General features: G+C 42.8%; 11 protein-coding genes. 6 read left to right on the forward strand and 5 right to left on the reverse strand.

The window, feature by feature from the left end; all coding sequences use genetic code 11:
* Positions 1 to 2: 2 nt before the first annotated feature.
* The 3 genes from NSB03_RS08170 to NSB03_RS08180 form a co-directional block, all read right to left on the reverse strand.
* Positions 3 to 524: a hypothetical protein gene (locus NSB03_RS08170; RefSeq protein WP_257466321.1), complete on the reverse strand. Its 522-nt coding sequence runs from the start codon at positions 522 to 524 to the stop codon at positions 3 to 5.
* A gap of 419 nt (positions 525 to 943) precedes the next feature.
* Positions 944 to 4,495, reverse strand: coding sequence for a pyruvate:ferredoxin (flavodoxin) oxidoreductase (gene nifJ / locus NSB03_RS08175; protein WP_024986715.1), 3,552 nt, complete (start codon positions 4,493 to 4,495; stop codon positions 944 to 946).
* Between the two features lie 32 nt (positions 4,496 to 4,527).
* A complete protein-coding gene (locus NSB03_RS08180) occupies positions 4,528 to 5,706 on the reverse strand; it encodes an ATP-binding protein (RefSeq protein ID WP_257466322.1) in 1,179 nt (392 codons plus the stop codon).
* Positions 5,707 to 5,868: 162 nt separating this feature from the next.
* Between NSB03_RS08180 and NSB03_RS08185 the strand changes: the two genes are divergently transcribed.
* Positions 5,869 to 7,071 (forward strand): hypothetical protein, encoded by a 1,203-nt coding sequence (locus NSB03_RS08185; RefSeq protein WP_257466326.1) that lies wholly within the window; start codon positions 5,869 to 5,871, stop codon positions 7,069 to 7,071.
* 10 nt (positions 7,072 to 7,081) lie between these two features.
* On the opposite strand, the gene NSB03_RS08190 is transcribed toward NSB03_RS08185, so the two are convergent.
* Together NSB03_RS08190 and NSB03_RS08195 are read right to left on the reverse strand one after the other, a co-directional pair.
* Positions 7,082 to 8,638 carry a PD-(D/E)XK nuclease domain-containing ATP-binding protein gene (locus tag NSB03_RS08190; RefSeq protein WP_024986716.1) on the reverse strand — a complete coding sequence of 519 codons (1,557 nt, stop codon included), beginning with the start codon at positions 8,636 to 8,638 and terminating at the stop codon, positions 7,082 to 7,084.
* Positions 8,639 to 8,993: 355 nt separating this feature from the next.
* Positions 8,994 to 10,451 (reverse strand): glycoside hydrolase family 10-like protein, encoded by a 1,458-nt coding sequence (locus NSB03_RS08195; protein ID WP_024986717.1) that lies wholly within the window; start codon positions 10,449 to 10,451, stop codon positions 8,994 to 8,996.
* Between the two features lie 109 nt (positions 10,452 to 10,560).
* Between NSB03_RS08195 and NSB03_RS08200 the strand changes: the two genes are divergently transcribed.
* From NSB03_RS08200 to NSB03_RS08220, 5 genes are all read left to right on the forward strand, one after another.
* A complete protein-coding gene (locus NSB03_RS08200) occupies positions 10,561 to 11,991 on the forward strand; it encodes a carbon starvation CstA family protein (RefSeq protein ID WP_162223528.1) in 1,431 nt (476 codons plus the stop codon).
* A gap of 22 nt (positions 11,992 to 12,013) precedes the next feature.
* Positions 12,014 to 12,244 (forward strand): hypothetical protein, encoded by a 231-nt coding sequence (locus tag NSB03_RS08205; protein WP_024986718.1) that lies wholly within the window; start codon positions 12,014 to 12,016, stop codon positions 12,242 to 12,244.
* Positions 12,245 to 12,248: 4 nt separating this feature from the next.
* Positions 12,249 to 12,734 carry an outer membrane beta-barrel protein gene (locus NSB03_RS08210; RefSeq protein WP_024986719.1) on the forward strand — a complete coding sequence of 162 codons (486 nt, stop codon included), beginning with the start codon at positions 12,249 to 12,251 and terminating at the stop codon, positions 12,732 to 12,734.
* A gap of 275 nt (positions 12,735 to 13,009) precedes the next feature.
* Entirely contained in the window at positions 13,010 to 14,611 is a 1,602-nt protein-coding gene (locus NSB03_RS08215) for an MPN domain-containing protein (protein ID WP_135039304.1), read from the forward strand.
* Positions 14,612 to 14,624: 13 nt separating this feature from the next.
* On the forward strand, positions 14,625 to 15,185 hold the full coding sequence (locus tag NSB03_RS08220; protein ID WP_024986722.1) for a DUF6705 family protein: 561 nt from the start codon (positions 14,625 to 14,627) through the stop codon (positions 15,183 to 15,185).
* Positions 15,186 to 15,203: the final 18 nt, after the last annotated feature.

Consider the following 15,203-nt stretch of genomic DNA (forward strand, 5'->3'; position numbering starts at 1 on the left):
ACTCATTGCACTTTTTCGAATGTTATCCGATGATAATAGTCCGATTTACCGTCTTTGTCTCTTCCTTTGTCTTCCATTTCGATGATGAATTGAGTGTCGGAGATTTCGGTAATCGTTGAATAGCTTGTAAAGTCTCCGGAAAAGGGTATTCCGCTAATCCTATTTCCGCTTAGTGTAAAGCCAAAGGTTGCCGGCAGTTGGATATCATCAGAACTGCCTGATTCCAGTATGGTTACTTTCCGGTTGCGGTCAAATTTCCATCGGATATACCATTCGTTTTCCTTGCTTGTGATGGCTTCATCGATTGATTCATTGTAGGTTTCTCCGTTGATGCTGGTAAAGTTGTCGTGCATTACGATGTAGGTACTTTTCCATGTGCCTTGCAGTTTTTCGAATATGGCTTTTTCTTCATTGGCCTCATTTTCGTCATCGCACGCAGACAGGCCAGCGGCGCAGAAAAACAACACGAGGCTGAGCAATCGGAGGATAAGTCTGGAAGAATCTGAATAGAATATTTTTTTCATAATAAATAGAAGGTGTCTTCCAATCTCTCAAGACCTTTATGTATTAAACAGAGAAGCGTGAGACTGCAATGCCCACATCTGAATTGAAGGTCCTGAGAAAACCTATAGCACGAATATGGTAATAGCAGCTCACGCTATAGCGTGAGAACCACTATGCCAATCTCTTGTGCTAAATATGAAAATTTCTCAGGTTCTCAATTCACAAGATAAGCATAACGCTTCTTGATATTTCTAATATGTCCGGATATGGTAACTCATATCCGAGGACAAAGTTACAAAAAAAAGATAAATGAATGAAAAGATACTTTTGTTTTTTTGATATTCAGTAGTTTGGTGGGTAAAAAACAAAAGTAGGAGGAAAACAAAAACTTCGTTTTCCTCCTACTTGATTATTTATCTGTCAACAGTGTGGCAACCGATTATTCGGCAGCACCCCAGTTTTCTTTAGCCAGACGTTTGTAGCTGTTGTAACGCCATTTAGCGTTCTCTTCAGCAGCTTTGAACAACTCTTCAGCTTCAGCAGGATATTGTTTCATTACAGAAGCGTAACGAACTTCACCCTTCAAGAAACCTTGGAAATCAGCCCAGTTCGGTTCTTTGCTATCCAACTGGAACGGATTCTTGCCTTCGGCTTCCAAAGCCGGGTTGTAACGCCACAAGTGCCAGTAACCGCATGCTACAGCCTTTTCTTCTTCTTCTTGGCTCTTACCCATACCAGCTTTCAGACCGTGGTTGATACACGGAGCGTAAGCGATAATCAAAGATGGTCCGGGATATGCTTCTGCTTCGCGGAGAGCTTTCAGCGTTTGAGCATGGTCGGCACCCATAGCGATTTGTGCAACATATACATAACCGTAAGTAGTAGCCATCAGACCGAGGTCTTTCTTACGTACGCGCTTACCGGCAGCAGCGAACTTGGCGATAGCACCTACCGGAGTAGCCTTAGAAGACTGACCACCTGTGTTAGAGTAAACTTCAGTATCCAGAACAAGGATATTAACGTCCTTACCGGAAGCGATTACATGGTCAAGGCCACCGTAACCGATATCGTAAGAAGCACCGTCACCACCGATAATCCACTGGCTGCGTTTAACAAGATATTGTTGCAGTTCAGCGATTTGTTTGCAGTGGTTACATTTATCCTTGTTAGCTTCAACAACCGGAATAATTTTAGCTGCCAATTCCTTAGTCTTTTCTGCATCCAGCATATTGTTCATCCATTCGGTGAACAATTCTTTCACTTCAGCAGGAGTACACTCGGCAGCAATAGCCTCGTTCATCACTTTCACGATACGGGCACGCATCTTCTCGTTAGCCAATTCCATACCCAAACCGAATTCACAGAAGTCCTCGAACAGTGAGTTAGCCCAAGCAGGACCATGACCGTTTTCGTTCTTAGTGTAAGGAGTAGAAGGAACAGAGCCGGAGTAGATAGAAGAACATCCGGTAGCGTTAGCAACCATTTCACGGTCACCGAACAACTGAGAAATCAGTTTCACGTACGGAGTTTCACCACAACCTGAGCAAGCACCTGAGAACTCAAACAATGGAGTCGCGAACTGTGAGTTCTTCACGTTAGCCTTGATGTCAACAAGATGTTGTTTAGTCTTCACGTTGTCTACGCAGTAAGTCCAGTTGGCAGCTTCAGCCAATTGGCTTTCGAGGTGTTTCATGGTCAATGCCTTGCCACCCTTCTTCGGATTACCCGGACAGATGTCGGCACAGTTACCGCAACCCAAGCAGTCAAGCACGTCTACTTGCATACGGAAAGTCATGCCGTCGAATGCTTTACCTACTGCTTTCAATTGTGTGAACTGAGCACCCTTCTGTTCTTCTGCATCAAGCACGAACGGACGGATAGCAGCGTGAGGACAAACGTACGCACACTTGTTACACTGGATACAGTTTTCCGGATTCCATTCGGGAACAAATGCTGCTACACCACGTTTTTCATATTTAGCAGTTCCTTGATGCCAAGTACCGTCTTCGATACCTTTGAATGCAGATACAGGCAGCAGGTCACCATCCTGTGCATTGATAGGACGAACTACTTCGTTGATGAATGCAGGATCGTTGTTTTCAGCTTTTGTGTCATCTGGCAGGTTAGCCCAAGCAGGATCAACAGCCAAAGTCTTGTATTCACCACCACGGTCAACGGCAGCATAGTTCTTGTTGACAACGTCTTCACCCTTCTTGCCGTAAGACTTAACGATGAATTTCTTCATCTGCTCAACAGCTTGTTCTACAGGAATAACGCCTGTGATACGGAAGAATGCAGATTGAAGGATCGTGTTGGTACGGTTGCCCAAACCGATTTCCTGTGCAATCTGAGTTGCGTTGATATAATATACGGAAATGTTGTTCTGTGCAAAATATTTCTTAACCTTGTTAGGCAGGTTCTTAGCCAGTTCTTCACCTTCCCAGATTGTGTTCAGCAAGAAAGAACCGTTCTTACGCAAACCGCGAGTTACATCGTACATGTGCAGGTAAGCCTGAACGTGACAAGCAACGAAATTCGGAGTATTTACCAAGTAAGTAGAACGGATCGGAGTATCACCGAAACGCAAGTGAGAACAAGTGAAACCACCTGACTTCTTAGAGTCGTAAGAGAAGTAAGCCTGGCAGTGTTTGTCAGTGTTGTCACCGATAATCTTTACAGAGTTCTTGTTAGCACCTACTGTACCGTCAGCACCTAAACCGTAGAATTTAGCTTCGAACATACCTTCGCCGCCTAAAGCGATTTCTTCTTTTTGAGGAAGAGAAGTGAAAGTAACGTCGTCTACGATACCGATAGTGAAGTGGTTCTTCGGCATTGGCATAGCCAAGTTTTCGAATACTGAAAGGATTTGAGCAGGAGTAGTATCTTTTGAACCCAAACCGTAGCGACCGCCAACGATAACTGGAGCATTTTCTGCACCGTAGAAGCAGTCTTTAACGTCAAGGTAAAGAGGTTCGCCGTTAGCACCCGGTTCTTTAGTACGGTCAAGAACTGCGATAGCCTTAGCAGTCTTAGGTACAGCAGCCAGGAAGTGTTTAGCAGAGAACGGACGATACAGGTGTACGGCAACCATACCCACTTTTTCGCCGTTTGCTACCAGGTAGTCGATAGCTTCGCGGGCAGCTTCTGTTACAGAACCCATAGCGATAATTACGCGTTCTGCATCTTCTGCACCATAGTAATCGAACAAACCGTATTTACGACCTGTGATCTTAGAAATTTCATTCATGTATTCTTCTACGATAGCAGGAACTGCTTCATAGTAGTTGTTGCATGATTCACGATGTTGGAAGAAATGGTCAGGATTTTCAGCCATACCACGAGCTACCGGTTTCATCGGGTTCAGTGCGCGGGCACGGAATTCAGCCAAAGCTTCCTGGTCGATCAGCGGAGCAAGATCATCATTTTCCAACATTTCAATCTTCTGGATTTCGTGAGATGTACGGAAACCATCGAAGAAGTTCATGAACGGAACGCGAGATTTGATGGTAGCCAAGTGAGCAACACCAGCCAAATCCATAACTTCCTGTACAGAGCCTTCAGCCAACATCGCAAAACCAGTCTGACGAGCTGACATTACGTCTTGGTGGTCACCGAAGATACACAATGCGTGAGAAGCCAATGTACGAGCAGATACATGGAATACGCAAGGCAAGAACTCACCGGCAATTTTGTACATGTTAGGGATCATCAGGAGAAGACCCTGAGAAGCAGTGTAAGTAGTAGTCAACGCACCAGCCTGAAGAGAACCGTGAACTGCACCGGCAGCACCACCTTCAGATTGCATTTCCTGTACCAATACTGTTTCGCCGAAGATGTTCTTACGTCCTGCGGCAGACCATTCGTCTACGTACTCAGCCATAGTCGAAGAAGGAGTGATGGGGTAGATAGCTGCTACTTCAGAGAACATATACGAGATATGTGCTGCAGCTTGGTTACCATCACAAGTGATGAATTTCTTCTGTTTAGTCATAACTAAATTAAATATTTAAGTAAATAAATCTTTTAATATAAAAAGCCGAACATCCAGAGAGGTATCTGGTTGCCTCGACCTATTTCAGCCTTATGCAACGCGTACGTTACATTCGGATTGTTCTTGATCTTTGCGCCTTCCTGGCAAATTTTGAATGGCATTACTTCGTCTACCATAAAAGAGACGTTTTTATCCCCTTTATGTATCTTATGGTCTTTCCATAAAGAATTTGCAAAAAATGTGTCGAGCACATCCTGCTCTTCCACTTTCACCGGATAGATGGAATACATCAGGTTGGAGTTGTGCATCATTATTTTCGAAGGTTTTTTAGGGAATTCTTCCCCTTTCGGATAAACCAGATTAATGAGTCGCGCATCTGCCAGATATTTGATATAGTTCATCACCGTGGCGCGAGATGTCTGTATGTCGCTTGCCAGTTGGCTCACATTTGGAGCTTTCGGTCCGTCGACAGCGAGCAAATATAGCAATTTTTTTATCTTTGAAAGATATTTCAGTTCAATTTGTTTGATGAGCAGGATATCTACTTCCACCATCATGTTCATCGTTTTCAGCAGATTCTCCGAAAAGTTACGTTTTTCGAGGAAGAACGGATAGAATCCGTGGTGCAGGTAATCCTGAAAATAGTCAAGCGGACGAACTTTGGAGAGTACTCCTTTGGCAATCTGTTCGTGAGTGCTAAGAATTTCTTCGAGGCTGTATGCCCTGAATTTCATACCTGTCTGCAAGTTCAGGAATTCACGGAAAGAGAATCCACGCAGGTTATAGCTCTTTGCGATATCACGCAGTTCGAGATTTTCTTCTTTCAGTCGCATCACGGACGAGCCGGTGAAGACTATTTTCAGATTAGGAAAACGGTCGTAACACATGCGTAACTCTTTGCTCCATTCCGGATGTTTGAACACCTGGTCGATCAACAATACTTTTCCGCCACGTTTTTGAAATTCGTTGGCGAACTCTATAATGCTGTGACCCGAGAAATAGAAGTTGTTCATGTTGATGAACAGACAGGAACGGTCGTTCCCGAATTTCTCTTTGGCATATTGGAGAAGGAAAGTGGTTTTTCCTACGCCACGTGTCCCTTTGATACCAATCAGGCGGTCGCTCCAGTCGATCTCGTCCATGAGATCGCGGCGAACGGGGGCATTGGTGTGCTCAACGAGGTAGGCGTGTGTGCGGTAGAATGATTCCATTTCAGTTCTTTGTTTTTCGAGTGGCAAATATACTGCTTTTTTTAGGATTTGCAAAGTAGAGATGGCAAAATTGTGTGTTTAATTCCAACTTTCTGTTTATTGTAGTCCTTCCTGGCTATTTCCTGTATATATTTGCAGAATAAAGTTTTGAATTCATTTGAAATGACAAAAAAGGCTCTTTATATATTCAATCCGGAACATGATTTGGCGCTTGCCAGCGGTGAAGCGAATTATATGGCTCCGGCTTCGGCAAGACGTATGGCTTCCGAATTGGCTTTGCTTCCGATGTGGTATGCGGAAGAGGGGAGTGCGGTATTGGCTCCTTCCGCCTATAATCTCGACTATGTGAAGAAGATACAGGAATTATTAGGACTTTCGGTTGATTTGATAACGGAGCCGGAACTTGCTATTGAACAGGATTTGGATATTCGTCCCTGGGGATGGGATGTGGCTTTACGGAAGCGGCTTTCTGTGTTGGGTGTGGATGAAGTCCTGCTGCCTTCTATGGGGCAATTAAACGATCTGCGGGAATACTCTCATCGTTCTAAAGCCGTCGCGTTACTTCCTGAATTACAACTGAATGAATATTTCTGCGGCGAATCTTATTATTTAAAGACCCCGGAGGAATGGAAGCGTTTTGTGGAAGGGCGGAAGGAATGTTTGTTGAAAGCTCCGCTTTCGGGAAGCGGTAAAGGTCTGAACTGGTGTAAAGGCATATTTACTCCTTTCATCTCCGGCTGGTGTACTCGTGTGGCTGCTTCGCAGGGTGGAGTCATTGCGGAGCCTATATATAATAAGGTAGAAGATTTTGCCATGGAGTTTTATTCCGATGGTGCAGGTGAATTGACGTTTGTGGGATATTCCCTCTTCCATACCGGAAAGAGTGGAATGTATGAAGGGAACTGTCTGCTTTCTAATGAGACGATCCGGAAACAACTTGCGCAATATATCCCTTTAGAGGCTCTGATGGATTTGGAGAACTGTTTGAAATACAGACTTTCTGCGTTGGTGGGAACCGTTTATAAAGGTTATCTTGGAGTTGATATGATGATTTGTCGATTTCCGGAAAATGAAAAGCCGGTTTTTCGGATTCATCCCTGTGTGGAAATCAATCTGCGCATGAATATGGGAGTCATTGTGCGTTTTTTACATGACCGTTATGTACGTCCAGGTTCAACAGGACGTTTTGTGATTGATTATCATCCTTCAGAAGGTGAAGCTTTGCAGGAACATGAACGAATGTCCGCAACTTATCCGTTGGAAAGCAGGGAAGGTAGAGTATACTCCGGTTATTTACCTTTGGTTCCTGTTCATAGGAGAAGCTGTTATCGGGCATGGATATGGGTAACTCCTGATAATATTTAACTTTATCTGTTCACACTAGCCAACGATTGATATTGCGTTTTTCCGCACTGAACTCTACTCCAATTTTTATCACTTCACGTTCGTCTGCCTGATACGGTATCAAGTAGCCTTTATCGTCAATCTGCTTCAATGCCGCTTCTGCCGTGTCATGCAGTTTGAATTCGAAGACATAGATATATTTAGGTGTTTTCACTACGGCATCTGCACGACCGCGGGCGCTGCGCACTTCGGCATCAGTGAACTGTCCCATAAGTTTGAAGACAATATAGAAAACTACTTGGTAGTGGCGTTCTGTCTGCTCGTTCAGTTCGTAATTGAAATCGGCAAAGAAGGCTTGCAGGCGGGTGAGAAAGGCATCGTAGTCTCCACTCTCTAACTCATTGACGAACTTGCCGATGTAAAAGCCTTGATCGTTATTCTTCACTCCAGTGTAGAACGGTACGAGGAAATCCATGAAACCGTAACGCACCTCATCGTTCGGAAATTCCAACAGGTAGTTGCGAAAACGTTCATCATAAGCCTTTATCGTCAGATAGCCGCTTTGGTAAATCAGCGGAATCGGATTGTTGGAATCTACCCGATACTCGGAGAACATGGAAGACGGTGCTTCGATTCCGTCAAGCAGAGTACGCAGGTCATATTCGGTTTCTTGCAGCATCTCGACGAGGAAAGTCGGAGTACCGGTTTGGAACCAGTAATTGTCGAACACTTTTGATTTCAGGACATTCAGTATGCTGAACGGGTTGAAAATGCCTACCGAGTTGATGCAAAAATGATAGCCATCGTAAAGACGTGTCATTCGCTGCACCGCCTCATCATAAGAAATGGAATTATTGGCTGCAAGTATCTTTATTTCCGGTTGGAAGGTATCCACTAATTCTTGGAGAGTGATGCCGCAAAGGGTTCCGTAATCGGGCCATAAAGTGATGTCCTGCAACTGGTTGAGGTCACTGAATACACTTACTTGCGAGAATTTCGTCACTCCTGTGAGGAAGACGAAACGCAGGTAGCGGTCGGTGCTTTTCAATACTCCGTAAAAGGCTTTCAGGGTTTTACGGTATTCATCCAGCAAGGCGTCATTGCCTAAAGCTTGCAATAGAGGCTTGTCGTATTCGTCTACCAGGACTACAACGCTGCTACCGGTTTGTTCGTAGGCACGGCGGATGACACCGGAGAAACGACCGGAAAGAGTGTTCTCGTCTATTCCTTTGCCATACTGAATCTCCCATAAGGTGAGTTGACGGCTGAGGATGTCATAAAGTCTTTCCGGAGAATCGTACTTTTCGGCATTCAAATCCAGATGTAGCACAGGATGCTTTTCCCATTTCGTTTCCAGCTTTTCAATGGCAAGCCCTTCGAAGAGTTCTTTCTTTCCTTCAAAGTAGGCTTCAAAGGTAGAGAGGAGAAGACTTTTACCGAAACGGCGTGGACGGCTCAGAAAGTATGGAGTAGATGTATAAGCTATTTTCCATACAAGCTCTGTCTTATCTACGTATAGATAATCACCCTTACGAAGTTTCTCAAAGGTCTGTATCCCGATAGGGAGTTTACGAAGCAGGTCATTCATTGTTAATCTCTTTTTAGTGGTTCAAAGATAATCATTATTTTCGTAATATTTCGTTTTCAATATCTCAAAGAACGGGCGTTATAATTTTGTTTAACTGGAAAATGATCATTTAGTTTATTCTGGCACAGAAATGAACCAAGTGATAATTTAAGTTTGACTCATTCTTGTATGGTGCTAAATATTCACATACACCGACATATCTTCCCTCTGGATATTTATTCTCAATCTTCCTCTCTACTTTTTTCTTGTTTATCCGATTTCATCCGATGAATAAAGGGTTTGCGACTAAAGAGCAACAACATCACCTGTTGTATACGGTTAGTTTCAAAAATTGTTTCAAATAGGGTTTGTACTTCTAGTTTCCTTCTTGTATCGCTACGCTTTCATTTCCATAACGGTCAATAGCCGTAACAGCGAAATGCTTTTTCGCATTCCAAGGCAGGATAGGGGCATAGATATAGCTTGTCTCCCTGATATTCTGTGCAACGATATTTTCCGGTCGGCCGATGTCTACCGGATACTCATTAGAAGCGTAAATAACATACATGGGCTTGTTACGCTGATCGTTATCAGTAGCAGCCTGCCAGGTTAATTCCGTATATCCATGGTCGATATTAGTTATTTTCAGTTCGGACGGAGCTGTGGGCGGCACATTATCCAACCAAGGCATAGGAGGCTGTAAAGCCGGATATGCGTAGAAGTTTTCGGTCAGTTCATCATAAATGCCTTGTGTGTTTTCCATGAGATATTTCACACGGTAGTGCCCTTCACCAGCCATTTTATGATTGCGGATGAAGTTTATCTGACGATCTATTTCGTCGCGTGTCCATTTTCCTTCATCGGGATGAAGGAAATAGATGCCGAGTCCCGGAATCACCTGACGTCCGTTGCTCTGTTCCTGCCAGTCGAGGGCAAAAGGATAGAAACTGTTTCCCTGGAAATACATCATCGGATATATCTGGTCTATGATGCCTTCGCCGAGCCATCCTTGCGGGTCTTGATAAACGGTAAAGAAAGCATTCCACCCACGGGAAGAGTAACGCGAGGTGTCCCGGTATTTTCCTACCGGACTGGCACTTAGCTTCACCCACGGCTTCATCGCTTTTACACCCTTATATATATAGCGTACGATTTCTGAAATATTATCCCGCCGCCATTGCTCTATGGTACGCCCTTTGCCATATCGGCGGAAGTCGTACTTGTCGGGAAAGAGAGGGGCATTCTCCGGATAACGCAGATAATCGAAATGCACTCCGTCTATATCATAACGGCTTACGACTTCCCGCACCAGTTTCATCAGATACTCCTTCGTTGCCGGATGTCCCGGATTGAGGAAATATTCATTCTTATACGGTACACAAATGTCTTTCATCCGTTTGGTGACGGAACGGTTGCCGAGAGAGGCAACGTGTTTCCTGTTTCCCAGCGGAATAGTCACCATCCAGGCGTGGCACTCCATTCCCCGCTTATGACATTCTTCGATGGCAAAGGCGAGCGGGTCATATCCGGGATTTTCACCGGGTTTCCCAGTCAGGATAGCGTTGAAAGGTTCGATAGACGAGGGATATAACACGTCCCCGCGTGTACGTGTTTGAAACAGGACGGTATTGAAGTTGGCAGCTTTCAGCTTGTCGAGAATATCCACCAATTCTTCCTTTTGCTTGCAGATACTTTGAGGGCTTAAAGCACGTGTACGAGGCCAGTCAAGACCATACAGAGCAGTGAGCCAGGCGGCACGAACCTCATGCTTGGGCTGTGCGGCTACGGAGAGGAAAGGAAACAAAAGTGAAAGAATGAAAATATATCGACGCATATTCTTTGTTTTTCGTTTTAAATCCCCGCAAAGTTAGTAAAAGTGTCGGTAATGTTGGGCTGTTTCGAGAGATTATGTTACATTTGCCAAGTTAAAAAAACGACACGCTATGATTACATTTACTCTATGTCTGCTGGCACTGATAGTAGGCTATTTTACGTACGGACGCCTGATGGAGCGCGTTTTTGGTCCGGATGACCGTAAGACGCCGGCACTAACCAAGGCTGACGGAGTGGACTATATTCCATTGCCCACCTGGAAGATTTTCATGATTCAGTTTCTCAATATTGCCGGATTAGGTCCTATTTTCGGAGCAATCATGGGAGCGAAATTCGGTAGCTCTGCATACTTGTGGATTGTGCTGGGAAGTATTTTTGCGGGGGCAATGCATGATTATTTTGCCGGAATGCTTTCTTTGCGTAATGGAGGCGAAAGCTTGCCGGAAATAATAGGCCGTTATTTAGGACTGACCGCCAAGCAGGTGATGAGAGGATTCACTGTCATTTTAATGATTCTGGTAGGGGCGGTTTTCGTTGCGGGACCTGCCGGATTGTTGGCAAAACTCACTCCGGAAAGTTTGGATGCTACGTTTTGGATTATCGTTGTATTTGCATATTATATGCTGGCTACTTTGTTGCCTGTTGATAAAATAATAGGTAAAATCTATCCATTGTTTGCGATTGCCTTGTTGTTTATGGCAGTAGGCATTCTGGTGATGCTCTACGTTAACCATCCGGCTTTGCCGGAGTTGTGGGACGGATTGCAAAATACGAACCCGGAAGCGAACGAACTTCCTATCTTCCCGATTATGTTTGTGAGCATTGCCTGTGGTGCAATTTCCGGTTTTCATGCTACGCAGAGCCCATTGATGGCACGTTGCATGACCTCGGAACGTCACGGTCGCCCGGTGTTTTACGGTGCAATGATTACCGAGGGCATTGTTGCTCTTATTTGGGCTGCTGCCGCTACTTATTTTTTCCATGAGAACGGAATGGAAGAAAGCAATGCTTCTGTTATCGTTGATGCCATCACAAAAGAATGGTTGGGAGCAATCGGCGGAGTACTTGCTATTTTGGGAGTGATTGCCGCTCCGATTACTTCGGGAGATACCGCCTTCCGTTCGGCACGTCTGATTGTGGCGGATTTCTTGGGCATGGAGCAAAAAAGTATGCGCCGTCGTTTGTACATTTGTATTCCGATGTTTGTAGTAGCTATTGGTTTGCTTTTGTATAGTTTGCGTGATGCAAACGGATTTAATATGATATGGCGTTATTTTGCCTGGGCAAATCAGACATTGGCTGTGTTTACCTTGTGGGCTATAACGGTTTTTCTGGCGGTATCCAAGAAACCTTATATCATTACTTTGATACCGGCACTGTTTATGACATGTGTATGTTCAACTTATATATGCATTGCTCCCGAAGGATTGGGACTTTCGCATGCAGTCTCCTATGGCATCGGCATAGCGTGTGTGGTGATTGCGGCAGCTTGGTTCTATGTCTGGCTGGGCAAGCAGAAAACAAGAAAATTGTCAGAATGAAGAAAACAAGAAAATCAACAGAATGAAGAAAATAAGAAAATCAACAGGAGTGGCGCTTGCATTCCTTATTTATGTATCCGTAACGGCGGCTTATTTGTTGCCTCGTAATACGGAAGTCGGCCCGACAGAGAAAATAATTACGGTGGCAGTTTCTTATGTCATCGTCCTCCTTCTTTGGCTGGTGCTTCGGAAAAAGGAACAAATGCGCGAACGCCGCAAAAAAGACGAACAATCTATTCACTTAAAAAAGTAAGTTTATGAAGAAATTAGCTTTGGCTCTTTGCTTATTGGCAGTCTCTTTCACTGCACAGGCGCAATTTGAGAAAGGAATTACGATTATTAATCCTTCATTGTCGGGATTGGACTTTTCGTATAGTGAAAACGATAAAGCAAAATTTGGAGTTGGCGCACAAGTCGGCACATTCTTGGCCGAGGGTATTGCCTTGATGGTAAACGCCGGAGCCGACTGGTCGAAACCGATAGATGAGTATACATTGGGCACCGGAGTACGTTTCTACTTCAATAAAACAGGTGTTTATCTGGGTGGCGGACTCGACTGGAACCGTTTCCGCAGGAGTGGTGGAAAACATCAGACGGACTGGGGACTGGGGCTCGAAGCCGGATACGCTTACTTCCTTTCGCGTACGGTAACCATTGAACCTGCCGTTTATTATAAATGGCGTTTCAATGATGGAGATATGTCACGTTTCGGTGTGAAGATAGGGTTCGGATTCTACCTTTAAATAAGTTGAAAATTAGGCATGAAGGACGGAGTGGAATGAATGCCTTCGTTCATATAAGTCCCCCTTGCTACAGATATGTGTAACAAGGGGGATTCTTGTATTTAGGAGATGTGTTTTTATGTATTATTTTGTCTAATTTGTGTACTAATTGGGAATGGAGATTTGTCTGTTTTGCTCATTTTTGTAAACGATAAGTGATTGCGTTATGTATATGTGGATGTTTTTTTTATTCCAACGAATGTTATAATGGCGAAAGTTAGAAAATATATTTGATTATGAGGAAAAATATCTATCTTTATATTGGTTGCTTATCTATACTTCTTATATTATTTCTTGTTTGGAGTTGTATGGATGATGAATTAATAAACATGGATTCACGAACCGAAAATAAAAATTTTAGTTTGCAAGAAGCGAAAGCTTTTTTTGAGAAGTCAATGGAAAGTGTAACTACTCGTTCTGAAAAAGAAAAGGCTGATAATTCTATACGTCCAGGAGATTTCTCTCCTCAATGGACGGGAGCTATACCTTCTTCTAAGCATAATTTGGAGTGTTATGATATCCCTATAATATCAACTTTTCAATACAAAGCTTTATATGTAGAATATAAAAATGATAAAGGAATTGCTAAACACACAAATGTGTATCAAAAGTTAGTTATTGTAAAAGATGTAAAGGAGAATAATGTTGGCCAATATATTCTGACACTTATTCCAGCTAAGGAATATGATGCTGTCCATAACAGTCAGGTATGTAATGACTTTATTAATTGTGTAGATAAAGGAACGTTTACAGGAATTGCAATTTATTCTATGGTTCATTCAAGTATGATAGCTCGTATTAATACATATAAAAATGGTATAAAAGTGAAAGGTGTTTTTTTGTTAAATGCATCTACTCAAGCAGAATTAGAAGAAAAACGTCAGATTGCTAATTTTCAACTTTCCGGACTTGCTTTTGGTAGAAAGAAGAAGATTTCCACTAGAAGTGGGGAGGATGATTTATGGGATGGAGAAGACTGGTCTTGGGATATTGATGGTGGAAACCTTCCAGAAGTGATCATTACTCCAGAGCCGGGAGACATAAATGGAGGGCAGTTCCCTGAGGTGACCATTACTCCAGACGATTGGTTAACTCCTATACCACCTCCTGATCCTGATCCTTTCCCGGATCCAAGTGAGATGTCAACTGGTAATCCGGACGAAAGTACAGGGAATGGTACAGTGGAAGAAAAAGAGGAGAAAGATCCTGATGTGGATCCATGTGAAAAGGCAAATGAAATGAATGTAAACGATAGCTTGATAGCCAGAGTGAAAAAGATATTTGCGGGAGTCTATTATCAACCGAATTCAAAAGAAAATGGTTGGATTGCCAGTGGTGCATCAATTCATAATCCCAACAAACAAGGACAAGGAAGTATTCGATATGATTGGAGTGCCGTGAAACCGAATAGTGTTACTGAATGGTATCATTCACACCCAGGAGGTAGCATGATCCCTTCATTTGCTGATTTAAACTTGTTAACACAGAAATATCTTCAAGGGTATATTGATGTGGAAAACTTTTCTTATGGGATAATTTCAGATTTTGGATGCAATAGCTTGGTGATAGTCTCTGAAGACGCATTTCGAGATTTTGCTACAAAGTTACAGAACGATAAAGAAACGATGAAACAAGAATATTCACGCGCACTTAATAGCGCAATAGGAGCCAGCATAGAAGATAGAATAGCTCATTGTGTAAGTTTCTTACAAAAAGAAGGGGCTGGCTTACAGTTTATTTTTAATTTATATAATGAACTAAATCAGGGATGGGACGGTTGGAAACCAAAATTTGTAAATACGAATGGTCAGTTAGAAAATTTAGATTGTAACAAATAAAAAAGTTATTATTATGAAACGTATATTATTTATTTTATTAGTTGCCATGTACAGTTTTGCTGTTTATGCCCAACAAACAGCAAAAGATTATATTGGCACATGGAAATATGAAAAAGAGGATACGGTATTCACTATTAGATTAATAAAAGGAGAAGCCTTTTATAAAGGAAAACCGAAAGCAGAAATAGATGAAGAACTTATATTTGGCGGATATTCTTTATCCGTTAAAAATAAAATGGTAGAAAATTATATTACTGATATTAATACCAAATGGGTTTATGAAAATATAAATGGAGGTGAGCAACATATTTATATTTATGGTGCATGTAATACGAGATATAAAGGTAAAAAAGGTATTGGATTCAAATTTTATGACCAGCGAATGAAGCATTTTAACGGAGAGGGAATTTGGGGAGGTACTTTAGAACCAATAGGACCCAACAAATTACATTGGACTTTAAATGAAAAAGAAGGTATATGGTGGGAGACGGAAGGACTCGAGGATTGGGTAGAAGTAAAGCCTATTGGATTTTCAGTTCCAACTGATGTTATAATGACTAAAGTTGATGAATAAATCTTTTATAAACACAAA

The sequence above is a fragment of the Bacteroides acidifaciens genome (genome assembly GCF_024623065.1).
In the GTDB taxonomy this organism is placed as follows: domain Bacteria; phylum Bacteroidota; class Bacteroidia; order Bacteroidales; family Bacteroidaceae; genus Bacteroides; species Bacteroides acidifaciens.

What these genes read in the sequence shown, in the direction of transcription:
- NSB03_RS08220 (WP_024986722.1), top strand. Translation starts at nt 14,625, where the DNA reads ATGAAACGTATATTATTTATTTTATTAGTTGCCATGTACAGTTTTGCT.
- NSB03_RS08210 (WP_024986719.1), top strand. Translation starts at nt 12,249, where the DNA reads ATGAAGAAATTAGCTTTGGCTCTTTGCTTATTGGCAGTCTCTTTCACT.
- NSB03_RS08185 (WP_257466326.1), top strand. Translation starts at nt 5,869, where the DNA reads ATGACAAAAAAGGCTCTTTATATATTCAATCCGGAACATGATTTGGCG.
- NSB03_RS08180 (WP_257466322.1), bottom strand. Translation starts at nt 5,706, where the DNA reads ATGGAATCATTCTACCGCACACACGCCTACCTCGTTGAGCACACCAAT.
- NSB03_RS08170 (WP_257466321.1), bottom strand. Translation starts at nt 524, where the DNA reads ATGAAAAAAATATTCTATTCAGATTCTTCCAGACTTATCCTCCGATTG.
- NSB03_RS08190 (WP_024986716.1), bottom strand. Translation starts at nt 8,638, where the DNA reads ATGAATGACCTGCTTCGTAAACTCCCTATCGGGATACAGACCTTTGAG.
- nifJ (WP_024986715.1), bottom strand. Translation starts at nt 4,495, where the DNA reads ATGACTAAACAGAAGAAATTCATCACTTGTGATGGTAACCAAGCTGCA.
- NSB03_RS08215 (WP_135039304.1), top strand. Translation starts at nt 13,010, where the DNA reads ATGAGGAAAAATATCTATCTTTATATTGGTTGCTTATCTATACTTCTT.
- NSB03_RS08205 (WP_024986718.1), top strand. Translation starts at nt 12,014, where the DNA reads ATGAAGAAAATAAGAAAATCAACAGGAGTGGCGCTTGCATTCCTTATT.
- NSB03_RS08200 (WP_162223528.1), top strand. Translation starts at nt 10,561, where the DNA reads ATGATTACATTTACTCTATGTCTGCTGGCACTGATAGTAGGCTATTTT.
- NSB03_RS08195 (WP_024986717.1), bottom strand. Translation starts at nt 10,451, where the DNA reads ATGCGTCGATATATTTTCATTCTTTCACTTTTGTTTCCTTTCCTCTCC.